Source organism: Pseudobutyrivibrio ruminis CF1b (assembly GCF_000424005.1).
GTDB lineage: Bacteria > Bacillota > Clostridia > Lachnospirales > Lachnospiraceae > Pseudobutyrivibrio > Pseudobutyrivibrio ruminis_C.
In genome coordinates this window covers 58,281-82,927 of sequence record NZ_AUJB01000009.1, presented here as the reverse complement: position 1 = coordinate 82,927, position 24,647 = coordinate 58,281, and the positions used below count along the sequence as shown (strand labels likewise).

The 24,647-nt window shown below is 40.0% G+C and carries 30 protein-coding genes and 1 tRNA gene; 4 read left to right on the top strand and 27 right to left on the bottom strand.

Features of this window, described 5'->3' with window-relative positions; translation table 11 throughout:
* Positions 1 to 41: 41 nt before the first annotated feature.
* The 5 genes from G592_RS15870 to G592_RS0106965 all read right to left on the bottom strand — a co-directional run bounded on the left by G592_RS15870 (position 42) and on the right by G592_RS0106965 (position 2,891).
* The gene (locus G592_RS15870) at positions 42 to 1,148 is read right to left on the bottom strand and encodes a CapA family protein (RefSeq protein WP_051194801.1); all 1,107 of its coding nucleotides are present in this window, start codon (positions 1,146 to 1,148) and stop codon (positions 42 to 44) included.
* Entirely contained in the window at positions 1,145 to 1,792 is a 648-nt protein-coding gene (gene sfsA / locus G592_RS0106980; RefSeq protein WP_028247192.1) for a DNA/RNA nuclease SfsA, read from the bottom strand. The genes G592_RS15870 and sfsA overlap by 4 nt, the downstream gene beginning before the upstream one ends.
* 4 nt (positions 1,793 to 1,796) lie before the next feature.
* Positions 1,797 to 2,294, bottom strand: coding sequence for a hypothetical protein (locus tag G592_RS0106975; protein WP_028247191.1), 498 nt, complete (start codon positions 2,292 to 2,294; stop codon positions 1,797 to 1,799).
* Positions 2,295 to 2,369: 75 nt separating this feature from the next.
* On the bottom strand, positions 2,370 to 2,606 hold the full coding sequence (locus tag G592_RS0106970) for a GlsB/YeaQ/YmgE family stress response membrane protein (RefSeq protein WP_028247190.1): 237 nt from the start codon (positions 2,604 to 2,606) through the stop codon (positions 2,370 to 2,372).
* A gap of 15 nt (positions 2,607 to 2,621) precedes the next feature.
* Positions 2,622 to 2,891: a DUF1294 domain-containing protein gene (locus G592_RS0106965; RefSeq protein WP_330365409.1), complete on the bottom strand. Its 270-nt coding sequence runs from the start codon at positions 2,889 to 2,891 to the stop codon at positions 2,622 to 2,624.
* Between the two features lie 233 nt (positions 2,892 to 3,124).
* Here G592_RS0106965 and G592_RS0106960 point away from each other — a divergent pair, with 233 nt between their 5' ends.
* Positions 3,125 to 3,598: a hypothetical protein gene (locus G592_RS0106960; RefSeq protein ID WP_028247188.1), complete on the top strand. Its 474-nt coding sequence runs from the start codon at positions 3,125 to 3,127 to the stop codon at positions 3,596 to 3,598.
* A gap of 79 nt (positions 3,599 to 3,677) precedes the next feature.
* Here the strand turns inward: G592_RS0106960 and G592_RS0106955 are convergent, their stop codons facing one another.
* The 15 genes from G592_RS0106955 to G592_RS15865 all read right to left on the bottom strand — a co-directional run bounded on the left by G592_RS0106955 (position 3,678) and on the right by G592_RS15865 (position 14,944).
* Positions 3,678 to 4,331 carry a hypothetical protein gene (locus G592_RS0106955; RefSeq protein ID WP_028247187.1) on the bottom strand — a complete coding sequence of 218 codons (654 nt, stop codon included), beginning with the start codon at positions 4,329 to 4,331 and terminating at the stop codon, positions 3,678 to 3,680.
* 25 nt (positions 4,332 to 4,356) lie between these two features.
* The gene (locus tag G592_RS0106950; protein WP_028247186.1) at positions 4,357 to 5,037 is read right to left on the bottom strand and encodes a hypothetical protein; all 681 of its coding nucleotides are present in this window, start codon (positions 5,035 to 5,037) and stop codon (positions 4,357 to 4,359) included.
* Positions 5,038 to 5,061: 24 nt separating this feature from the next.
* Positions 5,062 to 6,348, bottom strand: a complete 1,287-nt coding sequence (locus G592_RS0106945; protein ID WP_028247185.1) for an SPFH domain-containing protein — start codon at positions 6,346 to 6,348, stop codon at positions 5,062 to 5,064.
* Positions 6,349 to 6,475: 127 nt separating this feature from the next.
* Entirely contained in the window at positions 6,476 to 6,730 is a 255-nt protein-coding gene (gene rpsR / locus G592_RS0106940; protein ID WP_015550621.1) for a 30S ribosomal protein S18, read from the bottom strand.
* 45 nt (positions 6,731 to 6,775) lie between these two features.
* Positions 6,776 to 7,213, bottom strand: a complete 438-nt coding sequence (locus G592_RS0106935) for a single-stranded DNA-binding protein (RefSeq protein WP_028247184.1) — start codon at positions 7,211 to 7,213, stop codon at positions 6,776 to 6,778.
* Between the two features lie 24 nt (positions 7,214 to 7,237).
* Positions 7,238 to 7,528, bottom strand: a complete 291-nt coding sequence (rpsF, locus tag G592_RS0106930; RefSeq protein ID WP_028247183.1) for a 30S ribosomal protein S6 — start codon at positions 7,526 to 7,528, stop codon at positions 7,238 to 7,240.
* A gap of 147 nt (positions 7,529 to 7,675) precedes the next feature.
* Positions 7,676 to 8,434 carry an NAD-dependent protein deacylase gene (locus tag G592_RS0106925; protein ID WP_036952286.1) on the bottom strand — a complete coding sequence of 253 codons (759 nt, stop codon included), beginning with the start codon at positions 8,432 to 8,434 and terminating at the stop codon, positions 7,676 to 7,678.
* A gap of 46 nt (positions 8,435 to 8,480) precedes the next feature.
* Positions 8,481 to 8,939 carry a divergent PAP2 family protein gene (locus G592_RS0106920; RefSeq protein ID WP_028247181.1) on the bottom strand — a complete coding sequence of 153 codons (459 nt, stop codon included), beginning with the start codon at positions 8,937 to 8,939 and terminating at the stop codon, positions 8,481 to 8,483.
* Positions 8,940 to 8,953: 14 nt separating this feature from the next.
* Positions 8,954 to 9,796, bottom strand: coding sequence for a 16S rRNA (cytidine(1402)-2'-O)-methyltransferase (rsmI, locus tag G592_RS0106915; RefSeq protein WP_028247180.1), 843 nt, complete (start codon positions 9,794 to 9,796; stop codon positions 8,954 to 8,956).
* Between the two features lie 10 nt (positions 9,797 to 9,806).
* Positions 9,807 to 10,553 carry a tRNA1(Val) (adenine(37)-N6)-methyltransferase gene (locus G592_RS0106910; RefSeq protein WP_028247179.1) on the bottom strand — a complete coding sequence of 249 codons (747 nt, stop codon included), beginning with the start codon at positions 10,551 to 10,553 and terminating at the stop codon, positions 9,807 to 9,809.
* Positions 10,553 to 11,431 carry a PSP1 domain-containing protein gene (locus G592_RS0106905; RefSeq protein WP_028247178.1) on the bottom strand — a complete coding sequence of 293 codons (879 nt, stop codon included), beginning with the start codon at positions 11,429 to 11,431 and terminating at the stop codon, positions 10,553 to 10,555. Before G592_RS0106905 ends, G592_RS0106910 begins: the two co-directional genes overlap by 1 nt.
* Positions 11,428 to 12,465 carry a DNA polymerase III subunit delta' gene (gene holB / locus G592_RS0106900; RefSeq protein ID WP_036952157.1) on the bottom strand — a complete coding sequence of 346 codons (1,038 nt, stop codon included), beginning with the start codon at positions 12,463 to 12,465 and terminating at the stop codon, positions 11,428 to 11,430. Before holB ends, G592_RS0106905 begins: the two co-directional genes overlap by 4 nt.
* A gap of 32 nt (positions 12,466 to 12,497) precedes the next feature.
* Entirely contained in the window at positions 12,498 to 12,938 is a 441-nt protein-coding gene (locus G592_RS0106895) for a YaaR family protein (protein WP_028247176.1), read from the bottom strand.
* Positions 12,939 to 12,946: 8 nt separating this feature from the next.
* A complete protein-coding gene (locus G592_RS0106890; RefSeq protein ID WP_028247175.1) occupies positions 12,947 to 13,531 on the bottom strand; it encodes a guanylate kinase in 585 nt (194 codons plus the stop codon).
* Between the two features lie 45 nt (positions 13,532 to 13,576).
* Entirely contained in the window at positions 13,577 to 14,944 is a 1,368-nt protein-coding gene (locus tag G592_RS15865; RefSeq protein WP_036952153.1) for an aminotransferase class I/II-fold pyridoxal phosphate-dependent enzyme, read from the bottom strand.
* Positions 14,945 to 15,042: 98 nt separating this feature from the next.
* Between G592_RS15865 and mobA the strand changes: the two genes are divergently transcribed.
* Positions 15,043 to 15,660, top strand: a complete 618-nt coding sequence (mobA, locus tag G592_RS0106880; protein WP_028247174.1) for a molybdenum cofactor guanylyltransferase — start codon at positions 15,043 to 15,045, stop codon at positions 15,658 to 15,660.
* 15 nt (positions 15,661 to 15,675) lie between these two features.
* On the opposite strand, the gene G592_RS0106875 is transcribed toward mobA, so the two are convergent.
* Complete coding sequence (locus G592_RS0106875; RefSeq protein WP_028247173.1) at positions 15,676 to 16,530, bottom strand: hypothetical protein; 855 nt, start codon at positions 16,528 to 16,530, stop codon at positions 15,676 to 15,678.
* On the bottom strand, positions 16,530 to 17,162 hold the full coding sequence (locus tag G592_RS0106870) for a type IV toxin-antitoxin system AbiEi family antitoxin domain-containing protein (RefSeq protein WP_028247172.1): 633 nt from the start codon (positions 17,160 to 17,162) through the stop codon (positions 16,530 to 16,532). Before G592_RS0106870 ends, G592_RS0106875 begins: the two co-directional genes overlap by 1 nt.
* A 194-nt stretch (positions 17,163 to 17,356) precedes the next feature.
* Here G592_RS0106870 and G592_RS0106865 point away from each other — a divergent pair, with 194 nt between their 5' ends.
* Entirely contained in the window at positions 17,357 to 17,869 is a 513-nt protein-coding gene (locus G592_RS0106865) for a hypothetical protein (protein WP_028247171.1), read from the top strand.
* 130 nt (positions 17,870 to 17,999) lie between these two features.
* Here G592_RS0106865 and G592_RS15860 read toward each other — a convergent pair whose 3' ends face one another.
* From G592_RS15860 to G592_RS0106850, 3 genes are read right to left on the bottom strand one after another with little or no spacing between them, the layout of a single operon-like run.
* Entirely contained in the window at positions 18,000 to 19,391 is a 1,392-nt protein-coding gene (locus G592_RS15860) for a D-alanyl-D-alanine carboxypeptidase family protein (RefSeq protein WP_051194800.1), read from the bottom strand.
* A gap of 3 nt (positions 19,392 to 19,394) precedes the next feature.
* Positions 19,395 to 20,516: a toxic anion resistance protein gene (locus G592_RS0106855; protein WP_028247170.1), complete on the bottom strand. Its 1,122-nt coding sequence runs from the start codon at positions 20,514 to 20,516 to the stop codon at positions 19,395 to 19,397.
* 20 nt (positions 20,517 to 20,536) lie between these two features.
* On the bottom strand, positions 20,537 to 21,706 hold the full coding sequence (locus tag G592_RS0106850) for a winged helix-turn-helix transcriptional regulator (protein ID WP_028247169.1): 1,170 nt from the start codon (positions 21,704 to 21,706) through the stop codon (positions 20,537 to 20,539).
* 117 nt (positions 21,707 to 21,823) lie between these two features.
* Here G592_RS0106850 and trmB point away from each other — a divergent pair, with 117 nt between their 5' ends.
* Positions 21,824 to 22,468, top strand: coding sequence for a tRNA (guanosine(46)-N7)-methyltransferase TrmB (gene trmB / locus G592_RS0106845; RefSeq protein ID WP_028247168.1), 645 nt, complete (start codon positions 21,824 to 21,826; stop codon positions 22,466 to 22,468).
* A 202-nt stretch (positions 22,469 to 22,670) separates the two neighbouring features.
* Here trmB and G592_RS0106840 read toward each other — a convergent pair.
* Positions 22,671 to 22,743: transfer RNA gene (locus G592_RS0106840), tRNA-Lys, on the bottom strand.
* Positions 22,744 to 22,960: 217 nt separating this feature from the next.
* A complete protein-coding gene (locus G592_RS0106835) occupies positions 22,961 to 24,637 on the bottom strand; it encodes a hypothetical protein (RefSeq protein WP_028247167.1) in 1,677 nt (558 codons plus the stop codon).
* Between the last annotated feature and the right edge of the window lie 10 nt (positions 24,638 to 24,647).

Sequence of the window (24,647 nt, the reverse complement as noted above, 5' to 3'; positions counted from 1 at the left end):
TCTACACTTTTTATCCCTGTAATTATACTGTTGTACTACAGTTACTTCTGAATCACCTTTCCATCATCATTAATCTCTACTCCAAAGGAAATATCCTCTAATCGCTCATATAATTTCCTCTGGTCTTCTGGATTGCTGACGTATGTAGTCTTAAGGTTAGACTGTAATCCTGGAGTGATAATCACTTCCATGTGGTCCTCTTCATCGTTTCCAAAACAATGGATGTTTACCAACATGGTATCTAAGGTCTTCTCGTTGAACCAATAATTTCCCAAACTGTATACAATCGGTACATCTTTATAAAACTCAAATCCCTGCAGGCAATGTGTATGTGCTCCGATGACAACATCTGCTCCAGCATCTATGTATTCTCTTGCTGTCTCTGACTGAACAGGTTCAAGCTCAGTGGAATATTCTGTGCCCCAGTGTGGTAATGCTACCACTATATCCGCATTGGCATCTGCCTCTGCTATCTCCTGATCAAAAATCTCTGTATCGTAGCAACGTAATATTCCAGGCTCTTCTTCGGTGGCCTGTGGTGTCATCTTATATTTCTCGGCTCTGCTTGCTGCTACAAATGCTACCGTCTTTCCATCTACTTCCATGTAGACTGGAGCGCTGGCTTCCGCCAAATCACGGCCTGCTCCCACGTATGGGATATTTGCCTGCTGCAATGTATCAAAGGTATCCAGCAACGCATCTTTTCCGTAATCATAAACGTGATTATTTGCCAGACCTACAATATCCACACCTAACAATTCCAGGTTCTCTACCCTCTCAGGATTAGCTCTGAAAGTATAAGCTTTTCCGTCTAAAGGTTGTCCACCATTGCTATATGTGAACTCGTTATTTATCCACATTATGTCCGCCTGTTGCATGGTTTCTACCATCTTTGAATCGATGCAATCATAGATTCCATTTTCACAGGTATTCAAAAACTGGGTTGTCACCCAGTTTTCATCAAAGTTTATATCTCCGGCAAAACAAAGAGTGAAATCATATTCTCCAGTAACCTCTTCGACAGGCCCCGCCGCAGTCTCGATTACTTCTTCATACACCTCTTTATTTTCTGCCGGTTCATTTTGCACGCCACATCCTGCTGCAATAATACTTATGCATGCGGCAATCAAAACCATTCTTTTTTTCAAATTATCTCCAATCCATCTTCCCAAACATTGCAAGCCAGGCACAATACTTCTACGCCTGCATCCTTTGCTCCCTGCAAAGCCATTCCAAATTCCGGATGGGTCTCCACGTTAGGTCGCACTTCTGTCACTCCCTCTACCTGGATTACAAAAGCTACCATGGTTTTAAAACCCTTATCTACCGCTTTGGCCAGCTCTCTAAGGTGCTTCACTCCTCTTTCTGTAGGAGCGTCTGGGAAATAGCCTATCCCGTCTTTTATGAGAGTACATCCCTTTACTTCTAAAAGGTATTTATCCTCTCCTTTTTCCATGTAGAAATCTATTCTGGAATCACCGTACTTATACTCCGGCTGTACCACCGTATAATCCTGTTTTAAGAGCCATTCCTTCACTACTGCATTTGGTGCCTGGGAATCGATATTAATTATCCCTATTGGCGTATCTACAGCCACCAAATCATACGGTGTCTTGCGTTCTGGATTACTAGCCTTTTCCAGATACACAGTTCGCCCTGGAAGCAACAGCTCCTTGCATCGACCTGTGTTCTTAACATGTACAGTAACGTCTTTTCCATCCAGTTCTACATGTGCTATGAACCTGTTTGGACGGGATATAAATTTTGCATTTACTATATTTGAATACTTCATCAGTTTATTGATTTATAGCCTCTTGTAAGTGTTGTTCAACAATATTAAATATGTCATCCGGAGTGTTGTACAACAGTTTCCTCTGCTCACTCTTTTTAGCGTAAATCACAGCCCTTCCTGGTCTTTTAGACTTGTGCTGAGGCACCTCAATCTTTCCAGTATGAATCATTACGTCCCATACCTGACCATTCTTCACTGAGTCATGGAACATTTTGCCCAGGCGGGCTCTTATCTGCTCAGGAGATTCCTTCTTCCCCTGTTCTGAATCAATATTGCTAATCTCTTTAAATGTTGGAAGCTCCCATAAACTAAAATAACCACTCTTCTCTGAAGCCTCCTGCTTTAAACAATCAAGTGCAACAATATAATCAAACTCGTCATCCCCATACTGCTTCTGCAGCTGACTGTAGATCATGTTGTTGACTGAAATCCCCTGAATCTCTGCCTGATGTTTGATCTTGTCATACATCTCCTGATTAATAGATAGATTAACTCTTGGCATTGTAAACTCCCCCTTTTGTAAGTATTGTTCGACAGTATTTCCGCCTTATATTCTAATGTTGTACAACACTTGTCTTTAGAACAATTTTCTTCCTACCCAAATACAAATGCAAGCGCCAGCAACGGATGTTATAAGGCTTCCAAACTGTCCGTTTGCTGAAATTCCAATCAATTTAAAAGCGTATCCGCCAACAAATCCGCCGGCTACACCTAAAACAATATTCTTTATCCATCCTGACTTCTCGTTCATAAGAGTTGTGGCAATGAATCCTGCCAGTGCTCCGAATAATAATCCTGTAATTGTTGTCATCATAACTATGTATTCTCCTTATCCAATATACATCCTGCTATATAAAAAAAATCCAATCACCACATGTGCCACCAATATGGCTGGCATTCCAACTACAAAATACCAATGCTTTGTCTTGTGGCGAAATAGATACATCCCTACGAATGTTCCAATGCTTCCTCCAATGGCACTTATTAGGAAAAGTGTTTTCTCTGGAATTCTCCACTGATTTCTAATGGCCTTCTGTTTATCAAGCCCCATTGCTGCCAGGCCAAGGGCATTCACAATCACTAGATAATTTATAATCATATACCGCATTCTCCCGTAAATATATTGCTATATTTAATATACCATTTCTCACTTATATTTCATACCTTCTCAATTACTCTTGCACTATACTTATCTATAGCTATTAATAAGTTTTGCACACCACTTACCAACCACAGTAAAATCTAAAATAATCTAAAGCCATTTTGACAATAAAATAGTAAATATGCTATAACTGTATCACATCATGTATTACAGTTAGGAGGAATAATTACATGAAAAAAAGAATAATGATATTTATGCTGACATTGGCTATCGGTGCTTCAATTATAGGATGTGGAGCAAGCTCGGATAATACTGCTTCGGAAACAGCTATTTCTTCAACACAGGAACCTTCTACTGAACCTACTTCTGAACCTTCTTCCATTGAAGGAATTTGGGGTTCAAATTCTATTTCAGGAGAAAATGATAACTTCCCTGCTACATACTATGTACAGTTCACTGATTCAACAATTGACTATGGTCATATGACAAATAGTGGCAAGTTTGAGGTTGATTTTTCTAATAAAATTTCTGCAATTATAGAAGTTTCTCCTGGTGTATTCTGTGTCCAGGCAAAGACTGATGACGGCCGCCCTTACACATACCAGACTAATGAAGATGACCATTCAATTATGGATTACTACTCAACATGGGATAAAAACGAATACGATTCTAACTATAGCGCAAGCGATTCTATAAGCAAATAAAAAAAGGCCCTTTCTAAGATCATTCCTTAGAAAGGGTTTTTTATTGCATTAATTTGTTTATGTGTTTATAAAATTGATTTTAGCTTGCTGACATAGGTGTGTCGCAGTACTCACAACATGTTGAAGTTCCCTTAATTACAAGCTTTGTAGCACCACATCCTGGGCATGTGCAAGTTACTTCCTCAGCCTGTACTAAAGAACCTAAAAGACCGCCGCTTCTATCTGCAACCTGCTGTGCCTCGATAAGAGTAACAACACGATTTGCTTCATCGATAGAGATATTATTTAAAACACCAACTGTCTGAAGATACTTAAGCTCTTTAATAGCCTTGTCATAAGGGATGCTGCAAACACCTGCGATGTTATCAATGCTTCCCTCACGCTGGTTTACAATAAGGTCGATATACTTCTTATTTCTCTCAGCCTTGTCTACAAGTGTCTTTGAGTAATAGAGAAGTGCTCCACCACCCGCGATCATTAAAAGGCCCCATACTGTAGAGCTCTTAATCTGTGAAATACCAAGAATAATAAGAGCTGCACCTGCAAGGATATACTTTCTCTTGTCAGTAGTTCCGATGAACATTGATTTCTTGTTACCTGAGTTACGTAAAATCAAAAGTGCGATTCCTGCTGGACAGAAAACGAAAAACATTATTACGATAAACCAAATTGATAAATACCATTTATTTTTATCAGCACCGTATTTTTCAATTACATTCATTACTTCATCCATAACTTTATCCTCTTTTCATATAACTTTAGAAAGGTCTTCTTGCTGTTAACTTGCTCTTTCTTTCATCAGAAAGCTCTTCTATTCTCTTGCAAAGCTTTTCTACCTTTTCATCATCCTTGCCTGTGATGGCTGCCTTTAATTCTTCAACTGCTTCAGTGATGCTGTTTTCAATATCAAATACCTGCTCACTGCTTGCCACCTGTCCGCTTGCAAGTGAATCATAGGCATGCATTACCATCTTTCTCTGTGGATGTGAATACTCCATCTTTGAAGCTGCACTCTTCATGTTATCAAGAATGTACTTGAAGTTCATAAGGTCTGTTGTTCTTGTAGCCTGCTGCTCATTTACATGAGATTCGTGCATAGATAAAACTAAATATGCCACTAAGTACAATGCAAAGATAACAAACTGAAGGAAAAATGCTCTTGCAGGAATTAACCATAAAACTTTGATTGAAATTAATCCTGCAATAAATGCTACTACAAAATAAAAACCTGTTACTGCAGAAATTTCATATGCATGAAGAATCTGTTTTTTATTAACGTGAATGACCTCAACATAAGCTGTGATAAGAGCTGCCATCATCATAAATGTATAGCTAATCCAGAATGTGTGTGTGAAGGTGTTGTTAAATAAGAACAGACCTACATTAGCCACTACAATGATTATTGCCGCTACAATACCCTTCATAAAGGTTCTACTCATAACTAATTCTCCTTATTCCCAATACTAGTCGTTTTTAGTTCCGCACTCGCCGCAGAATACCTGACCTGCTGCAAGCTCAGCACCGCAAGACTTACATGTCTTTATTTCTGAAACTGGTGTACCGCACTGACCGCAGAACTTCATTCCTGGAGCAAGTTCAGCGCCACAGTTCTTGCAAACTTTCTTCTTTGGCTCCATTGGATTTCCGCAGTTAATGCAGAATTTGCTTCCAGCTGGTACTGCAGAATTACAATTTGGGCAGATTAACTTTGAAGTTCCAGTAGCTGCTCCACCATTAAGTGGACCTGCACCTTCACCACCGTTCATCAATGCTCCAACCATTGTTCCCATGGCATTTCCCATTGCAAGACCCATACCTGCGCCAACAAATGCTCCGCCTGTGCCGTTGTTGTTAGCTGCAGCTTTGATTGCATCAGCATACTCCTGTCTTGCCCATCCATTGTTACCATCCTGGTCACGGATAGTCATACGCTCATAATCAGCCTGTGCCATCTGTCCTGAAACATAACGGTCAGCTTCTGATGATTCACGTCTAAGGTTGAAGTTAAGTCTCTCATCAGCTGCAAGCTGTTCACGATCAAACATTTTCTCCTGACGCTTAATTCTAAGCTCTCTGATTCTTGCCATACATGGATCATTCTCAGGAACCTCGATGCTCTCGATGTAGAAGTTCTCAAGCTCCATGCCGTACTCATCAAGAATATCATTGAGTACTGGAAGCATGTCATCAGCTAATGCTTTCTTCTTATTGCATGTAACAAGAACTTCATCTTCCTTTGAAACTAAGTAATCTGCAAGACCATCTGTGATGTGCTGAATGAAAGCAGTCTTGAAATTCTTGATGATATCCTGCTCTACGGCACTTGCACTTGCTCCAACAAACTTAAGGAAAAACTTCTTAGAATCTTTTACAACAACAGAATATGAACCACGTGCCTGAACATGAACTTCAATTCCCCATACTGGATCAATAACTCTGATTGGAGTACCTGTACCCCACTTGAGCTCAAGATGATGTGCTTTGTTGATGTAATAGACTTTACAGTTGTAGGCACTAACGCCTCCAGAAACCAGTTTTGAAACAAACTTGGTTAAGAATGGATAGTTCTCAGTTGTAAGTGTGTACTTACCTGGTCCGAAAACCTCCTCGATGACGCCGTCTTTCATAAACAGCGCTTCTTCATACTCCGCTACAATCAGCTGTGATCCTATATTAAAATCCTCATAGGATACTTTTGAGCACAGCGAGTTGCCTATCGAAGTATTTTTAATTACTGACATTATTGGCATAACAAAATCCTCCCGAAATCAACTTTGTTTATTATACAATAACGGAAGTTTTTTGACTACTTTATTTTTTCTAACAAAAAAGAGCCAGGCTCTTTCGAACCTGACTCTGTAAAGTCATATCTACTGATTACTCAGCTACGTATGGCATAAGTGCAACGTGACGAGCACGCTTGATAGCTACTGTAAGAGCTCTCTGGTGCTTAGCACATGTGCCTGTGATACGACGTGGAAGAATCTTTCCACGCTCAGAAATATACTTCTTAAGCTTTGCTGTATCCTTGTAGTCGATAACGTTATCCTTACCACAGAAAACACAGACTTTCTTTCTTCTATGCATTGGTCTTCTTCTCTGCTGACCATCGCCTGTCTTATTAAAAGCCATGATTTAACCTCCTATTGATGTTAGCCAAGGCTTTCGTACCTTGACTTAGTTGAACGGTAATTCCTCGTCAATTCCATCAGGGATATTCATGAAGCCGTCGCCTGCGTCTGAGCTTGGTGCGAAATTGCTGCCACCGTCGAAGCTGCTTCCGCCGCCCTGAGAGTTTTTGCTCTCTGCGAACTCAACATTCTCGCAAACTACATCGGTAGTGTAAACTTTCTGTCCGTCCTTGTTTGTGTAAGAGCCAGTCTGAATACGACCCTCTACAACGAACTTTGTGCCCTTACGAGCATACTTCTCAAGGAACTCTGCTGTCTTTCCGAAAGCAACGCAGTTAATAAAATCTGCTGTCTGCTCATCACCGTCTCTCTTAAATCTACGATCAACTGCAAGAGAGAATCTTGCAACAGCGCTGTTGTTTGCTCCACCGTAACGAACTTCTGGGTCTCTTGTGAGACGTCCCATAAGAATAACTTTATTCATAATTAATCTCCTTGTCTTATACTATTAAGCCTCGTCAGCTCTAACGCATAAGAATCGAAGTACGTTGTCCATGATGCGAATATTCTCTTCGATCTGTGCAGGTACGCCTGCCTCAGCATCGAAGTGGATGAAGTAATAGTAACCTTCATTCATCTTCTGAATTTCGTAAGCAAGTCTCTTCTTGCCCCAATCATCGACGTCTGAGATCTGTCCACCAAAGCGAGTGATGTACTCCTTTGCCTTTTCAACTGTGGCAGTTCTTGCATCGTCTTCGATCTTCGCATTAACAACGAGTGCTAATTCATACTTGTTCATGCTTTTCTACCTCCTTTTGGTCTATTGGCCAAGCTACGATATATAGCCTAGCAAGGATATAAATGTTTTATACCACGAATTAAGATATTATCATGTAAGAAGGTATTTTTCAAGGCTTTTCACATTTTCTTTTGTATTTTTGCGTATTTATAGGCTAATGCCTTGTAACTTGGCGAGTTCTGTAAACACCTCGCCAATTCTGTCCTTTATTATCAGGGTGTTTTCTGACTCTCTGAAGGCCAGCTCGCTTTGATTAATAATGACAATGTACTTTCCATTGAAATAGTTTACAAAGGAAGCTGCCGGATAAACAGTCAATGATGTTCCGCCGATTATCATCATATCTGCTGAACCGATGGCTCTAATAGCGCCACTTACCTGATCTTCTGGAAGACCCTCTTCATATAATGTAATATCAGCTCGAACTACACCGCCGCAGTAATCACATGTTGGTATTGGTTCATCAGAATCAAAAATGTAATCTACCGGATATGTAGTTCCGCATTTCATGCAGTAATTTCTCAATACACTGCCGTGAATCTCATACACAGCTTTACTTCCAGCCTTTTGATGAAGACCATCGATATTCTGAGTAACTATTCCGTTGAGCTTACCCATCTGCTCCAGCTTGGCCAGATATTTATGAGCATTGTTAGGCTCGATATTTCTAGTATCCATCTTCTGACGATGGAACTCAAAATACACCTTTGGCTCATGAATAAGGCAACTGTGACTCAGAAGATATTCTGGCTGATATTTATCAAATCTTACATCGTGCTGATTGTAAAGACCATCCTTGCTACGGAAATCTGGAATTCCGCTTTCCGTGCTGACTCCTGCCCCACCGAAGAAAACGATTCTTGAGCTTTCATCAATCATTTCCTTGAGTCTTTGGATATTATCCATGTTTACCAATACAAGTCCCCCTCTCCATATTATTATTCCACTGCCGTTAGATTGGCAGATAATATACAACTGCTGCACAGATTATGCCGACAACCCCACCAGCTATCAGCTCCGGCATTGTATGACCCATTTTTTCTTTAAAACGTTTTATATCAAGTGGCTGCTTGCCCTCTTCCTCTCGCTCTTCATTGAGATTGTTTAAGGCTCTTCCATGTCTCTGAGCCTCAAAGCGTACCCTTCTGGCATCATATAATGTAATAAATCCAAAGAAGAAAGCTAAAGCAAACTCAAATGAGCCTGTACCAAGGTTTGCACCTGTGATTGCAATCAATGCGACTACTGTTGCTGCATGTGAGCTTGGCATTCCGCCACTCTCCCCAAGCTTTTCTTTATTAAAGCCACATCTTTTACTATCAATAATATTCTTAATCACCTGTGCTACAATCCAAGCTATTGCAGGTGCCATAAAATATTCGTTAAAAAGTAAATCATACAAAATATACATTTTAAACTCCCTCGCTAATCTAGCAAAGCATTGTAAATGTCTCGTTTACTAACTCCTCTGTCTTTGGCAACCGCCTTCATGGCTTCCTTTTTATCCATGCCCTGAGCAAGATACATATCCATATGCTCCTGAATAGTCATCTCCTCGAAGGCTGCTCTGGCCTCCTCGATAACCTCGGCCTTGGATTTTCCAGCAAGTACTAATACGTACTCACCTCTTGGGTCCTTAGTCTCGTATGATTTAAGGGCTCCGCCAAGAGTGGTCTTCTCCTTTTCCTCGTGCTTTTTAGTAAGCTCGCGGCAAAGGGTGATGCCCCTGTCCTCACCAAGTGTCTCTGTCAGCTCCTTCAAAGTAGCTATAAGATGATGAGGTGCTTCATATATAATGATAGTTCTTGTTTCGTTTTTTAATTCTTCTAATATTCTACGGCGTTCCTTCTTATCTTTAGGAAGGAATGCTTCGAATGCAAAACGTCTGCAGGCCTGGCCTGACATTGTCACCGCTGTGATACATGCTGCAGGTCCTGGCACTGAAGTAACCTCGATGCCTTCTTCGTAGCACATTGCTACAAGCTCTTCTCCTGGGTCTGAGATTCCCGGTGTTCCCGCATCTGTCACCACTGCAATGTTCTGACCCTCCTTCAGCTTTGATATCAAAGTGTGGGCTTTCTCCACCTTGTTAAATTCATGATAGCTGGTCATAGGAGTATCTATCTCAAAATGGTTTAATAACTTTATTGAGTTTCTGGTATCCTCTGCTGCAATTAAATCCGTTTCCTTGAGAATTCGCACTGCGCGAAAAGTCATATCCTCAAGATTACCTATTGGAGTTGCAACAAGGTAAAGGGTTCCTGACATATATTTTCCTCTAATTCATTATCATTCCGTAGATTTCATAAATCTCATCCGTGTACTGACCTGGCGCGTCGTACACAATAAGTGGAGACTCCACTGTAAGCTGTGGGCCGCCTCCCTTGACGCCTTCGATGAGAACCATGTTTGGATCTTTGTCCACAAATGGGTAAACAAGCCTCATTCTCTTTGGCTCCAGCTTGTACTGGCGCATCAATGTGATGATTTCCACCAGTCTGAATGGGCGATGTACGAAATAGCATCTTCCCATTGGCTTAAGCACTGCCGCTGTCTGACTAATAACATTCTCCAGCGAGCAAAGCAACTCATGTCTGGCAATAGCCTTAGCGTCATTTGGATTTTTCAATCCGTGGTGATTTGTCATGTAAGGAGGATTGCTGGTGACAACATTCATGGTGCCCTTTCCAAAAATCTGTGCTGCCTCCTTAATATCACCTTCAATTATATCTATTTTATCACTTAATCCGTTCAATAAAACGGAACGATTAGCCATTTCAGCACTTTCCGGCTGGATTTCCAGACCAGTGAAATGCTCACCATCAGTCTTGGCCTCTAATAATATAGGAAGAATTCCGGTGCCTGTACCTAAGTCCAGGGCCTTCTCACCTTCCTTAACTTTAGCAAATGATGATAGCAAGACAGCATCCATGCCAAAACAGAATTTGTCAGGATGCTGAATGATTTTATATCCGTTTATTTGAAGATCATCTACTCGCTCATCGTCGCGAACAAGATTTTCCATTAATTCTTATCCTCCAAGTCGGCAAGCTCCTTAGCCTCTTCCTTAGATACCTGTACCTTGCGCTTTCTAGGCTTGAACTTAAGCTGGTCTGTAGGGTAATCCTTTACCTCCTTAAGATCTCCATCCTCGAAAAGTACACGTACTGTCTGGCGAAGAACGTTTACTGACTGAACTGTACCCTTGAATCCATCAGGTGTAGTAACTGTATCGTTGATACCTGGAAGACGACTGTTAAGGTACTCGTAAGTCTCCTGCTCATTCTTGAGGCAGCACATAAGTCTTCCGCAAAGTCCTGAAATTTTTGTAGGGTTAAGTGAAAGGTTCTGCTCCTTAGCCATCTTGATGGATACTGGAACGAAATCAGCAAGATAGCTCTTGCAGCAAAGCTCTCTTCCGCAGATACCAATTCCACCCATAAGCTTTGTCTCGTCTCTAACACCAATCTGTCTAAGCTCGATACGTGTGTGGAATACTGCAGCAAGATCCTTTACAAGCTCACGGAAATCAATACGTCCGTCAGCTGTGAAATAGAAAATTAACTTGTTATTATCGAAGGTATACTCAGCACCAACAAGCTTCATCTCAAGCTCGCGCTTTGCAATCTTCTCTTCGCAAATCTTAAGGGCTTCCTTTTCCTTCTCGATATTCTTAACTGCTTTTTTCTTATCTTCCTCTGTGGCCTTTCTCATGATTTTCTTGATTGGGCCTGGAACTTCGTCGTCTGAAATCTCCTTGTCTACTAAAAGAACTGTTCCGATTTCAACACCACGAACTGTTTCTACAATAACCTGATCCTCTCTCTTGAGCTCTACTCCGTCTGGATCAAAGTAATATACTTTTCCGCCGCCTCTAAAGCGTACGCCGATAACCTTTATCATTTACTGTTCTCCTTGATTGATTCTATAAGAAGCGTAATGGTCAATTCGAAATTGACATTAGCATTTAGTCTGGCTCTTGCTTCTGCTATCGCATCAACAATATTGTTTAAGCCATAGTATGAGCAGCGCTGTGCCTGCTCCTGTATATCATATGAATTCTCCTTAAATAAAAGAAGATTATCATTCAATGTCGCTTTATATAATAGCACATCTCTATACCAAAGGGTGATTAAATCTAGCATTTGTTCTACAAAGCCCTGAAATTTTTTCTCATCATCACTGGCTTTTTTATCGCTGTCGTTGGCCTCTTTGATGGATTTTACCTCATCTGCTATCTGGTTTTCTTCCATTCTGGCAGCTCTCTTACAGAGGGAAATCACCTGATCTTTCACCTCGTTAAAGCTTGAATCAGTAGCCAAAGCTATGGCTTTTCCCACATTTCCCTGGGCAAAGGTTGCCACCATCTCAGACTGGTAATCTACAATCTCGTATTTTGACTGTAGTATCCTTTTTATACTTTCTGTATCAATGGATTTCATCTGAATCAGAACACATCTGGACAGAATTGTCTGAAGGAATGCGTTGTGATTTGCTGTCAGCAGGATGATGATTGCGTACTCAGGTGGCTCCTCGATTGTTTTAAGAATCGCATTCTGGGCCTGAGGGTTCATCCTCTCTGCCTCTTCAACAATATAGATTTTATATTTATTACTGTAAGGCTTGATATCTACGTCGTTTACAATCTGCTCTCTTACAGTATCGACGCTGATATTAGCTTTGCCCTCTTCTCTGTGAACATAGATAATATCGGGATTGTTATGACTGATTGCCTGCTTGCAGGAATGACACTCTCCGCAGGCATCATCCCCAGGGTTCTCGCACTGAAGCATTGCGGCGAAAGCTTCCGCCAACATCATTTTGCCTGAGCCCTTCTCTCCACTGAAAATATAGGCGTGGCTATGATTTCCTGTTTTAACTGCATTTTTAAGGAGGCTTTTGGCATCCTCCTGACCTATAATTTCACTGAAGCTCATTAAAAGTTATTCTCCCAATTTATTGCTAGTTTCTAGGTGATGATATCTAAAAGCAATCCTCTGATTTCATCAACTCTGTTTAAAATATCCAGGTGGTCTCTTTCATCCTGGACAAGGGCTGTTGCCAGCTCATCCATTTTTTCATCCACCAGTTTAATCATTCCGTAAACTCTGTGGCGGCCGCGGCGATCAAGGAAGTTTTCTCTGGAAAATTTATGAGAGCGATTTACAACCTCGTTAAGAAAGTCCTTTACCAGACCCCTGTAACGCTTCATATCCCTGATATCCATGTGCTCAGACAAAAGCTTTCCCTGAGTGGCAATATCATTCATGAGATTAGTGAGCTTCTCCTGAAGCTCCGCATCATCCACTGCTGCAGCCAGTGTGAATTTGAAACTGTCATCCACTGGGGCTGTAGACTTGGCTGATTCTGTTTGTTGTACCTGACTTACATCGCTTACTCTAATATCCATAAAAACACCTACCTGTTTATGAATGCTGCTATGTTATCGCTAGTAATTGCGCTGTCCTCGTTGTTGTTAAATCTGTTTGTGATTCCGGCTTTCTCAAGATTTTCCTCTGAAAAATCCTGCTGATCCGCCAGATAACGGCGGCACATCTCTTCGTACTTTGGATGCTCCTGACTGCGCTCGCGCTCAAGGGCACGGCTGAGTCTCACGCCATCATCTACCTCTATATATATCGGCAAAACCTTGTCTTCTCCGTAGTAATCACGGATCTTAACAAAGCTTTCTACTGTTCCAATCATAAGATAATCTTCGTTATCCAAATCCACATTTCCATCATCTACAGTAAAGTAGAACCATGGTCCATGAACAGTATCGTATTTTCGAATCTCTATGACCTTTCCCTCTGCCACCAATCTGTCCTTTTCTTCGATAGATACGAAGTTGTACTCCTCGCCTGGTTTTTCATGGCTTCGCTGTGGTCTCGTTGTGTACGAAACGATTCGATTTACATTAATATCTTTTCTTTGGAGCAAAATTTTAAATATTGTGTCTTTTCCTGTTGAGCTCTTGCCCATTATGCAAAATATCTTACCCATACTGTCCTCTTAATGTTTTATATATAAAGTATAGTTTAACCTTGTCTAATTGACAACGGAGATGGATTCTCTTTCCACGTCCATGCCTGTTACATGAAGACCTTTGGCCTTTGCTTCATGGATTACTTTGATTGCCTCTTTGCTGATTTCCTCACCCGGCACGATAAGTGGTGCTCCTGGCGGATAAAGGCAAACCATTGCCGCCGATACTTTTCCCTCAGCGTGAGCCAGCGGTACCTCTTTTTCTCCTCCAGCCTTTGCCTGGAAAGTCTCCATGACTTTTTTATAATTTAGCTTTAGGTTAGTAACATCAATGTGTCCCGCTGTTAACGCGTCGTCGATTTCTTTTAAAGCTGTTTTTAATCTGTCAAAGCCTTCCTTTGTATCCATTATGCTTGTCATTGCAAGCACATATGCAAAGCTTGAAAGCTCTGTCTCAAGCTCATACTTTTCTCTGAGAATCTTAGCCAGCTCCACGCCTGTGATATTTGTATTTTTCGTTGAAATAATAAGCTTTCCTGGATCTTTCTTATCTGTCTCATCAGTTATCAGCTGAAGATTTTTTAGTTCTCCACTAATGCTGTAAAAATCCTGAAGGTTATCCACATATTCACTGAATAATTCACCGCAGTTTTCCAGGATATCAAGGCAGTTACTTATGGAATTCATCAACACATAAGATGGTGAACTGGTCTCGAAAATATCGAGGGCTTCAGCCACTCTGTTAAGGTCAACTCTGTCACCAGAAATATGCATAGCTGCTGTCTGTGTGAGAGATGGTAATGTCTTATGGAGACTTTGAATTGTAATATCAGCAAGTCCCACAGCTGAACCTTTAAACTCCTGGTTGAATCCCAGATGAGCTCCATGTGCCTGGTCCACAATAAGGATGATTCCCTTATCATGGCAATATTCAGCGATTTCTTTTACTGGAGCATGAAAGCCTTCATATGTCGGGCTTGTGATAATTACTGCTTTAGGTACTGCCTGTCCTTTTTCTACAGCGCTTTTTACCTGCTCCAAAGTTACCGCTTTGAAAATCCCATTATAAGAAACATCTGGTTCAATGTAATCGCATTTTAAATGTCTCAACATCACAGCGTTGTAAACACTCTTGTGGGAATTTCTCTGGATTATTACTGAATCCCCTTCATTACAGCTGGCGTACACACTAGCCAGATTTCCCACAGTGGAACCGCCTACCAAAATACGACTTTCATCTGCTCCAAAGAGCTTTGCCATTCGTTTTTGATCTTCTGCTATTACACCACTTGCATCATGCAAATCATCAACACCCTCTACCTCTGTCATGTCTATTTTGCTGACACCATCCAGCTGGCGCTTGTGCCCTGGCATATGAAACGGGTACATATTTGATTTTGAATATTTTTCTAAAGTCTTTTTTAAACTCATATTTAGCTGTTAACTTTTATTTTCCTTTGAAAATAGATATTATATATATTAAAGTTATATCCTACATTTACTGAAATTAATGACATCTGGAGGAAAACATGAATAGAACTTTGGTTATTCTTTGTGGAGGCGACAGCTCCCGCATGGGTACAAAAAAAGCTCTTTTACCATTCGAGGATAAGACTATGGTTGAATATATCTACGATAAATTCAGCCCTTTTTTTGATAAGGTTTATCTTTCTGTAAATGAAAGAGGTGACCTATCTCATCTCGGTCTTAATGCCCAGGAGATTCCTGACATTTCACGAAATGCCGGACCTTACGGTGCTATCCTTTCATGCCTTACCATGCTTTCTGGAGACAGAGCATTTTTCATGTCTGTTGATACCCCTTTTATGGATCCACGTGTGGCAGTTTACCTCTATGACCAATCTTACAATTACGATATAACCACATTTAAATTTTCAGATGATAATCTTGATACCATCTGTGGTGTGTTTAACAAACGCTGCATTGGTACTCTTTTCAAAAGCTTTTATTTTCAAAAGGCTACAATGAGCTATATCCAGGATCGTTGCTATACTAATCTTATTGACCTTGAAGAGATTAAAAATCTCTCATCTGTTTCTACTGAGCAGCAATTTTACAAGGTTAATGACCGACAGTCATATTACTACGCTGTCTTTTCCATCCTGAAGCATAATTTCGTTTGCTAAGTTCTAAAACCTGGCCTAATCAAGGAAACGTTTTAGCTGTGGCATCCAATCTCCAAGGAATACAAGGTTGGCTTCCATAGCTTCCCATATAGGTCCTAAAAAGTTAATAAGACAATTGTGTACGTCCGACCACTGTGGGTCGGACTTCTTTTTTTGTCGTAATTCAACTTTCCACTTCTTTTTCATGTATGTGTAATCGCCATAACTTTTAAGCATATCTATCCTGCTATGGTCGATTGTTATCTTCTTTTCCTCTAAAAGCTTCACCAGACTGTCCTTCACCTTACGTCCGTTTACAGGATATGTAGTGAGTATCTCATAAGCGAGATAATACTGGTCCATGTCGTTAATCAGCTCCAGCTTTTCTATAATCTCAGCCAGATGTTTGACCAGCTCTTCCTCCTTTGGATTGGTAAGGACATCTACCACTCTGTTTTCGTATGCTGTCAGTTTTAACTGCAGCTTTTCAGGTTCGTGGGCAGCTCGATGCTTTCTGAAGTAAATATTCAATGGAATGTACATGTCATCCACCGTTATCTTCAGCTTTATTCCGGTCTCGTCTACTGTGCCATTTACTACAAAAGCCTCAAGAGCAGCTTTGGCCATAATCTCCTTTAAAATATCTCGCATGTATAGGACAGCCATTTTTTCATCCAGCTCTTTTACATACTCATAGTAAATGTTGGAAATGCATAAGTCCTTATAAACTTCGGGATTAAACTCATTTCCATTGCAAAGATAAAGCTCATTACAATACTGACCCTCAGCCAACAATTCAATGATTATCTCTGCTACGGCTGCACTTAAAAGATTTTTAAAAGGAATATTAAGTTGTTCTGATTTTTCCTTTATCTGTAATCGATTAATCATTAAAGCCACACACCTATCATGGACTGCACTTTCTTTAACACTTTACGTTCCTTTGCGTATTCCATAAGCTTGGCCACATCTTTGTCTTCATCCATAATGTAAGCCCACACGCCTTTTTTGAAATCTTCCCTGTCTACCTTTTCCTGGTATTTTAAAACATCACAAATTAGACGTTCCTTGGTGTAGATTTTCATTTTCGCCCCGGCAAAATCTGCTTCAGTAACACCTAGCTCCATAACCTCTGGCTCTGTGTAATATGGCTCCACTATTGGATAATCAATATTGAAGCGGGATTTGCTGGTATTTTTATTTATGGCAATGCTCCACTTATATGGTCTGTCCTTCAGATAACCATATACATAAAGGGCCGACTCCATTGTAAGTATTCCATCCTCGCCGAAGAGCTTGTAAATCCACTGATCTTCAGTGCATTCAAAATACTTGGTAGTGTAGTATCCACTTTTTACTCTAATGAGATATCCTTCTTCCACGAAAGCAAGGACTCTGCGGTAATCCACCCCAAGTGCTTCTATCTCGCTTGTTTTAACAAGGCCACCGTTTTCTTCTACCAAATCATTGATCTGCTCAAGCTGGTATTGTCTTTTTTCATCACGTGATAATAGCATTTCCATTTTCTCCACTCCTCTCTCCTTAGCGAGGTAATTATTTTTAATTATCCCATTCTTGAAAATCCCTGTCAAATCCCTTGTTTTCAAGGTTTTCAGCGTATTCAACAATTACATAGGTCAATTATTGTCGTTTATTTCATTCTTTCTAGTCGTATAATAGCATTAGTACTAATAATTATGTCTTTTAGGGGGTTTTTATGTCTGAGGAAACTATTACTTTAAGGAAAAACCCTTCCCGCAAAGAGTGTGAGAAGGTAATAAAAAAGATTCTTATGACCGAGGTTTTAGAGCGTGGTACCAACGAACACTTTAAAACTGCTGCCGACTTTATGAGCTACTTCCAGTCACTCTATCCTGCCAGTGACAGTCTTACCAAGCAGGTTCAGCGTGCTGTAAAAGCTCTTGGCATGCCAAAGGATGAACGTGGATATTTCATTATCAATAAAACTGAAGATCAGCTTAATCAGGACAAAGAAATAGCATTTCTTTTAAAGAAGACCCGTGCTGAGCTTGTTCCTCTTCCAGAATATGAAACTTTATTCCTTAAAGCAGACGGCCAGTATAAGGATTATCTCTATCAATTGCTTTCTGAGTCCGCTACTTTTGAAGATAAAGTAATAACTATGATTAATTCTTCCAACGGCATATTATTGTATACTACCAACGCACATCAGCTGGAAATTCTAGTAAATAGTCTGATAAATAGATAATATGTTTCTTTAAATGAATAAATTTATTTCAAGTCTATAAAAAAGCAAAACGACAGTCATTGGAAATTTTGACTGTCGTTTATTATTTAAATCTGTCGTATTTTATTCTATTCAAGACAAACCATGTCTTTTATCTTCTTTTTCTTCTCTTTTTGCCGTTATCCCTTATTATTGTCATATTAGACTTCTTTGTTCTTGAGTGTCTGCTTTTATATCTGTGTCTGAACAATAATATCTCGCTGGATCTGCTTCTAATGAAGAGAATCAAAGCTATGATAGCTATGATAGCCAGTACAATTAATCCAATCTTTGGATAATCTACCTGAATATATTCCTTTCCGCTTCCTCCCTGCTCTACAGGGATGTTATCAAATGGATAACTTTCTACTTCTGCATTGGTAAATACCAGATTAGCCTGTCCTACCTTTCTTCCAGCATATGAATACTGAAGCTGGCCAACTACTGACTTATTCTCACTGTCACTGTAAGGTATAACCTCTGAAGTAACATCTAAAACACTGGCTGTCTTAGGAATAACTACGAGTCCCTTTTTATCAATCTTAATCAACTCGCTGTTCTCGCTAAGAACACCTGTTATGTTTACATTATCCTCTGATATTGATGCAAAATCAGCCACATTGTAGGTGCTGAAATTATCGAAACAGTATTCAAAAAGACTTGTTGAATCAGTGTATTCGTCTGCGGTAGTGTCCTTCATTACAACGCAAATCAATGTCATTCCGTCTTTCTTTGCGTAAGTAACAAGCGTAGCTCCTGCAACTGCTGTATATCCAGTCTTTCCACCAAGACAATACTCGTAAATGTACTTGTTTGACTTGTAGTAGTGAAGCATCTGATGATGGTTATTAAGTGGTGTTGGATCTGGATGCTTATTTGTTGGTGGAATAGTGTAATTCTTTGTTCCTACAATCTCTGCAAACTTTGGAATAGCATATGCAGCCCTGGCAATCAGCGCCATATCATGTGCTGTTGTGTAGTGCTCATCATCTGGAAGACCGTTTGTGTTATTGAAGTGGGTGTTGGTACATCCCAGTTCCTTGGCCTTTTCATTCATCATCTTTACAAATGATGGAACGTCTCCTGCCACATGCTCGCCTAAAGCATATGCACATTCATTTGCAGACTCAAGCATCATTCCATACAGGGTCTGCTCTACGGTCATTTCCTCATTTACATCTCTTGCGATACTTGAAGAACCAAGCTCTGTTCCATATACTGCTTCAGCTGAAAACTTAACTGTCTCATCCAGCTCACAATTTTCAAGGACAATCAATGCTGTCATGATTTTTGTGATACTGGCTGGGAAATGAACCTCATCGATATTCTTGGAATAAAGGATGGTTCCCGTTTCCTGCTCCATTATTATGGCCGATTCAGCCACAACATCTACACTGGTAGGCCAGTAATCTTCGGCCTTTACTGTTTGATAATTGCATATTACTAATGCGTTAACTAAAAATATAAATGCTAGAAATTTACTTAATACTCTTTTACAACTCATAACTTATGATTTCGATGCCTCTAATAATTTTGTCTTTAATTCCTGCTCAATCTGGAATAATTCCTGCTCGGCATTTCGACGTCTTTCCTTGCCCTCAGCCTGAATCTTTAAGACTTCGTCCATTGTGCTGATAAGCTGCTCGTTTGTGTGCTTGATTGTCTCCATATCAACAATACCACGCTCAGATTCTTTGACTGTCTCGATTGTTGCAGTTTTAAGGGCGTCTGCATTTTTCTTGAGAAGTTCATTTGTCATATCAGATACTTCTCTCTGGGCTTTTGCTGCCTGATTAGAATGCTCAACACCGATAGCAATAACCATCTGATTCTTCCAAAGAGGAATTGTATTTACGATGGTAGACTGAATCTTTTCTGCCATCATTGTATCAGAACTCTGTACCATTCTGATTTGTGGGCCACTCTGAAGAGCGATTGTTCTTGTAAGCTGTAAATCGTGGATTTTCTTTTCAAATCTGTCGCATTTAGCAGCTAAATCCTTGGCAGCCTGAACATCCTCAGCAAGGCCTGTTTCCTGTGCCTTTCTCTGAAGCTCTACAAGTTCACCGTTTCTAGTCTCTTCAAGCTTCTTCTTTCCAGCTGCGATGTACATAGAAAGCTCTCTAAAATATGCTAAGTTCGCATCGTACATCTGATCAAGCATAGCCACATCCTTTAACAGGGTTGTCTCATGCTTTTCAAGCTCAGTGGTAATAACATTTACGTTAGTCTCCACCTTGGCGTACTTAGATTTCATTGCTGTAATTTTGTTTGAGCTTTTCTTGAAAAGAGCTCTAAGTCCCTTCTCCTCTTCAGCTGCATCAAAGTTCTTAAGCTCACCAATAAGCTTAGTAATCATATCGCCTACTTCGCCCATATCTTTGGTACGTAAGCTATCTAAAGCCTTTTCCGAAAAATCGGAAAGCTTCTTCTGTGTGCCTGCACCATAGTTAAGTATAGCGGTTGAATTTGATAAATCAATCTGTTTTGCAAAAGCTTCTACCTGAGCTTTTTCTTCTTCTGAAAGGATGATTTCTTCCTTCATCTCATTATCAGCATTTGCTGGTAATTCCTGTGTCTCTGCTACTCCATCAAATACCAATGTCGGTGTCTCTGTTTTAAACTCCATCTTTTCTCCCTGCTCTTTCTTTATAGTAATGAATCCTGTTTCATCATTGTCTTCATAACTGAAATATCTGATGAGATATCCCATGCTGAGTTTTCAAAAAGCTGATTTAAAAGCTTTACAAATGCGTCATTTATCACATCTGTAGCTTCTTCTATCTCTCGCTGAGAATTCTTAATATTCTCTACATCGAGGTTTTCATTTCTAAGATCCACATAACTCTGCAAAAGCTTTTCTGTGGTAGGAAGATAATATGACATGAACTTGCGCAAATCCCCTGCAACTTTCGGCTCTTCCTTAAGCTTTTTAAATATTGAAAGTACTGTTGCTTCTAATGTATAGAGCTTATCAGACATTTCTTCTGTATCAGGTATAAGGTCATTGTAATAATGAATCTTATTGAGATAATCATTACCTTCCTTCAGAATGTCCTTAACATCTTTTGGTAAATCCTCATCAATAGTATAATAATCGACTTTATTGGCTTCCTTAGCCTTCAAAATCTCTTTAGCTACTGACTGTTCCTCCTTCTTTTTCTGCTCATTATACTCAATACTTCTGGTGTACTGATTATAAACCTCGTCTGTAAGCATCAAGGTAGTCTCAGCATTATCAATAGCTGCATTTGGCAAAAATCCACGCTTTTTCATCTGCTTAATCTGACGAAGAACATCATTTGCAGGTATTCCTGTCTTGTCAGCTAGCTCTCTAAATGTAATGTATGGTCTTTTACCTATTATATTTCCAAAATTAAAATAGTTCTTAATCAGTTTTCTATTATTGATTCCTGCACCCAGGAGGCCAATTCCTACTGATAAGACTACGGCATCAACTAGCGCAAGTGTAATAAACAAAGGTAAGCTAGAAACACCCACTGCCATAACAATAAGATTTGCCAGAAATCCTAATGTTCCATAGCCTGTAATGATACCACCAGCGACAATCTTGCCTACCCCCATTTTCTTATCTACTCTGGTAGAAAAGAACGGTGTTCTATTATCACGTCTGCCAGAAAATACGCTTCTTACTCCATTTTCAATGGCATCTCGTATCTCTGAACCAATATCATAAGTCGCATTTGAAACAGTAGTTTTTATATCCCTGCTAAGATGAGAAAAATCTCCCGATTCTGATGCTCTGTTTATTCTATTTAGTATCTCTTCTCCATATTTAAAGATATCTTTGTTATTCATAACTTAGATTATAATTAAATTACCTTGCTTTAGCTACTTTTTTATCTTTTTCTTGTAGCATTTATCTAGCATTTTTGTGATATAATCTTTAGGATTTTTATTAATGCGGAGGTAAATATGAGATTAAGAAATATTCCAGGTGCAGACGAGGTTGTTTCAAACAGCAGCTACTGCATTAACAATCCTGCTCAGTATAAAGGTTTATATAAATCAGTAATTTTCCAGAATGACAATCCAATTCATATCGAGATTGGTATGGGTAAGGGACAGTTTATCACTACTCTTGCAAAGCAGAATCCTGATATTAACTACATCGGTATTGAGCGCTATACCAGTGTTCTTCTTAGAGCTATTCAAAAGGTTGAGGAGGAAGAGATTCCTAATCTTCGCTTCATCTGTTTTGATGCTGCAGAGATTCTTGATATTTTTAGCTGCGGTGAAGTAGATAGAATTTACTTAAACTTCAGTGATCCATGGCCAAAGGATAGACACAGTAAGCGTCGTCTCACATCCTCTAATTTCTTAAATAGATATAATTCTATTCTTGCTAAGGATGGACGTATTGAGTTTAAGACTGATAACAGGGGATTGTTTGATTTTTCTGTAGATGAGATTGATAATCATCCTCTTTGGAAGTTGGCTGAGATTACTTATGATTTGCATAATGATGAGACTATGAATCAGGGCAATGTGATGACAGAATATGAAGAAAAGTTTTCTAGTCAGGGTAATCCAATCTTTAAATTAATTGCTAATAGATAAATAATGATGCGGTAATATATTTTTACATGCTCCCGCAGGGCACCTTCCATACTTTCGGATGGGAACCCTCCCGCCGGTGTAGGTCCTTCCCATCCTCGGTATGGTGCCTCCCTGCTCGCGCTTGCCAAGATTAACTACCGCATCTTTTTTCATACTCAAACGAAAAAAAATAAGACGCTGAATTTCTTCAACGTCTTTTTCGTGCGCGACCAGGGGTTCGAACCCTGGACACCCTGATTAAGAGTCAGGTGCTCTGCCAGCTGAGCTAGTCGCGCATATTCAATTCATTGCCTCAGCAACGAAGATAAGTATATAGCCTTTTCCTGTTTTTTGCAAGTCCTTTTTTTAATTTTTTTCTAAATTTTCTTATTTTCTGTTTCGACTATTTTTTAATGTTTCTGAATTGAATACCATTTTACTATTATGCTTTACTATTTCTTGGAAATAATAAAAATACCTGCCTCATTATGAGACAGGTATTAGACTTTAATTTTAGATATTTGCAAAGAGTTTTTCTATCTCTTCAGCACTCATAACTCTGTTTGGATCTGTTAAATCTACTCCTACATCAGGAATTACTATCTCATCTGCCTTTTCCTCTGCTGGAGGTTCTGGCTCAGGTTCTGGTGCTGGCTCTTCTTCGACAGCTCCACCTACCTCTTCTAGAAGTGCATCCAAATCTACATCTGCTGCTGGTTCCTCAGTAAGTATTATTTCTTCTGCTGGTGCAGCCTCTAAGATTACCTCCTCTGCAGGTGCCTCCTCAGCCACTGGCTCGTCTACAGGGATTTCCTCAGCTGGAGCTTCTTCTGGAGGAGCCTCTTCTACAGGTACTTCCTCTAAGACTATCTCTTCTGGAGGAGCCTCCTCAGCTACTGCCTCTTCTAAAACTATTTCTTCTGCCGGTGCTTCTTCAGCTACTGGCTCTTCCAAAACTATTTCTTCCGACGGTGCTTCTTCAGCTACTGGTTCTTCCAAACTAATTTCTTCTGCTGGAGGTTCTAAAGAAATCTCATCATCTACAGCTACCTCTTCTGCAGGCATATCAAGATCAATTCCTAAGTCCTCTACCGGTTCTTCTGCTACTGCTTCCTCTGAAAGTGGCTCTTCCTCAACCGGCATATCCAAATCAATTCCTAAATCTTCTACCGGCTCCTCTGCTACTGCTTCTTCTGGAAGTGGTTCTTCCTCAACCGGCATGTCTAAATCAATTCCTTTATCTTCTACCGGTTCTTCTGCTACTGCTTCCTCTGGAAGTGGCTCTTCCTCAACCGGCATATCTAAATCGATTCCTAAATCTTCTACTGGCTCTTCTAAACTTATCTCCTCTGAAGGAGCCTCTTCTGGTAATGGTTCTTCAGGTAATACCTCGTCCATTACAGGCATTTCTTCCATCACAGGTTCTTCTAATACAGGCTCTGGCTCAGCCGCTGGAATCTCCATTTCAGGAATATCCATTGTAGGAGTTTCCATTACTGGTGTCTCCATAACTGGAGTTTCCATAGCCGGCATTGTTGGCATTACTGGGGCTGCCATCTGAACTGGCTGTGCCATCACTGGAATACCGTTTTGGATTTTCCCCTCTATATTTGCAATCTTAGAATTTAATTCTGTAATCTTCTGTTGAATATCAAAATTTGTTTCCTTCAACAGAGCTTGCTGCTTTTCAAGAATCTGACTGTTATTTGCTTCAATCTTTTCTTTAATTGAGAAAAGTTGATTTATAAGCTCATCATTTGAGTTCATCAGTGCATCGGTATTTTCTTTGTTTCTTGAAATTGTAACCTTTGCAACTGCCTTTTGCGCATTAATAATATCTTCTGCTGGTAAGGAACTACTTTCTTCGATATTTCTGAGACGCTGTTCCATCTCGTCGAAGCTTTTCTTTATTACGAGATACGAAGCTTTCTGTGCACTATAGATTTCATCATACTTCTGATTTTCAATGTCTTTTGACTTAATAGACATATCCAGTATTGCACTTATCAGGAAAAAAAGCGCAACAATCATCAGTAGTACACCCACCGCCATGAACATAAAGTTGCTGGCAAAATTTATCATGATGTACAACTCCATGACAATAAGCACTGCAACCGCGATGCCGGAAAGAATAACCTGAATTTTGTCCTTAGCTATTTCTCTCTGTAATTTCTTTGTATTCTCGTCCATTGTGCCCCCT

Excerpts from the sequence above, each read along its gene's own strand:
- trmB (WP_028247168.1), top strand. The coding sequence starts at position 21,824 with ATGAGATTAAGAAATATTCCAGGTGCAGACGAGGTTGTTTCAAACAGC.
- G592_RS0106965 (WP_330365409.1), bottom strand. The coding sequence starts at position 2,891 with ATGATTATAAATTATCTAGTGATTGTGAATGCCCTTGGCCTGGCAGCA.
- G592_RS0106905 (WP_028247178.1), bottom strand. The coding sequence starts at position 11,431 with ATGATAAAGGTTATCGGCGTACGCTTTAGAGGCGGCGGAAAAGTATAT.
- G592_RS15860 (WP_051194800.1), bottom strand. The coding sequence starts at position 19,391 with ATGAGTTGTAAAAGAGTATTAAGTAAATTTCTAGCATTTATATTTTTA.
- G592_RS0106925 (WP_036952286.1), bottom strand. The coding sequence starts at position 8,434 with ATGGATAATATCCAAAGACTCAAGGAAATGATTGATGAAAGCTCAAGA.
- G592_RS0106835 (WP_028247167.1), bottom strand. The coding sequence starts at position 24,637 with ATGGACGAGAATACAAAGAAATTACAGAGAGAAATAGCTAAGGACAAA.
- mobA (WP_028247174.1), top strand. The coding sequence starts at position 15,043 with ATGAATAGAACTTTGGTTATTCTTTGTGGAGGCGACAGCTCCCGCATG.
- G592_RS0106935 (WP_028247184.1), bottom strand. The coding sequence starts at position 7,213 with ATGAATAAAGTTATTCTTATGGGACGTCTCACAAGAGACCCAGAAGTT.
- holB (WP_036952157.1), bottom strand. The coding sequence starts at position 12,465 with ATGAGCTTCAGTGAAATTATAGGTCAGGAGGATGCCAAAAGCCTCCTT.
- G592_RS0106850 (WP_028247169.1), bottom strand. The coding sequence starts at position 21,706 with ATGAATAACAAAGATATCTTTAAATATGGAGAAGAGATACTAAATAGA.
- G592_RS0106970 (WP_028247190.1), bottom strand. The coding sequence starts at position 2,606 with ATGATGACAACAATTACAGGATTATTATTCGGAGCACTGGCAGGATTC.
- rsmI (WP_028247180.1), bottom strand. The coding sequence starts at position 9,796 with ATGTCAGGAACCCTTTACCTTGTTGCAACTCCAATAGGTAATCTTGAG.
- G592_RS0106975 (WP_028247191.1), bottom strand. The coding sequence starts at position 2,294 with ATGCCAAGAGTTAATCTATCTATTAATCAGGAGATGTATGACAAGATC.
- G592_RS0106875 (WP_028247173.1), bottom strand. The coding sequence starts at position 16,530 with ATGATTAATCGATTACAGATAAAGGAAAAATCAGAACAACTTAATATT.
- G592_RS0106960 (WP_028247188.1), top strand. The coding sequence starts at position 3,125 with ATGAAAAAAAGAATAATGATATTTATGCTGACATTGGCTATCGGTGCT.
- G592_RS0106950 (WP_028247186.1), bottom strand. The coding sequence starts at position 5,037 with ATGAGTAGAACCTTTATGAAGGGTATTGTAGCGGCAATAATCATTGTA.
- sfsA (WP_028247192.1), bottom strand. The coding sequence starts at position 1,792 with ATGAAGTATTCAAATATAGTAAATGCAAAATTTATATCCCGTCCAAAC.
- G592_RS0106945 (WP_028247185.1), bottom strand. The coding sequence starts at position 6,348 with ATGCCAATAATGTCAGTAATTAAAAATACTTCGATAGGCAACTCGCTG.
- G592_RS0106865 (WP_028247171.1), top strand. The coding sequence starts at position 17,357 with ATGTCTGAGGAAACTATTACTTTAAGGAAAAACCCTTCCCGCAAAGAG.
- G592_RS0106890 (WP_028247175.1), bottom strand. The coding sequence starts at position 13,531 with ATGGGTAAGATATTTTGCATAATGGGCAAGAGCTCAACAGGAAAAGAC.
- G592_RS15865 (WP_036952153.1), bottom strand. The coding sequence starts at position 14,944 with ATGAGTTTAAAAAAGACTTTAGAAAAATATTCAAAATCAAATATGTAC.
- G592_RS0106920 (WP_028247181.1), bottom strand. The coding sequence starts at position 8,939 with ATGTATATTTTGTATGATTTACTTTTTAACGAATATTTTATGGCACCT.
- G592_RS0106855 (WP_028247170.1), bottom strand. The coding sequence starts at position 20,516 with ATGGAGTTTAAAACAGAGACACCGACATTGGTATTTGATGGAGTAGCA.
- G592_RS0106955 (WP_028247187.1), bottom strand. The coding sequence starts at position 4,331 with ATGGATGAAGTAATGAATGTAATTGAAAAATACGGTGCTGATAAAAAT.
- rpsF (WP_028247183.1), bottom strand. The coding sequence starts at position 7,528 with ATGAACAAGTATGAATTAGCACTCGTTGTTAATGCGAAGATCGAAGAC.
- G592_RS0106870 (WP_028247172.1), bottom strand. The coding sequence starts at position 17,162 with ATGGAAATGCTATTATCACGTGATGAAAAAAGACAATACCAGCTTGAG.
- G592_RS0106895 (WP_028247176.1), bottom strand. The coding sequence starts at position 12,938 with ATGGATATTAGAGTAAGCGATGTAAGTCAGGTACAACAAACAGAATCA.
- G592_RS0106910 (WP_028247179.1), bottom strand. The coding sequence starts at position 10,553 with ATGGAAAATCTTGTTCGCGACGATGAGCGAGTAGATGATCTTCAAATA.
- rpsR (WP_015550621.1), bottom strand. The coding sequence starts at position 6,730 with ATGGCTTTTAATAAGACAGGCGATGGTCAGCAGAGAAGAAGACCAATG.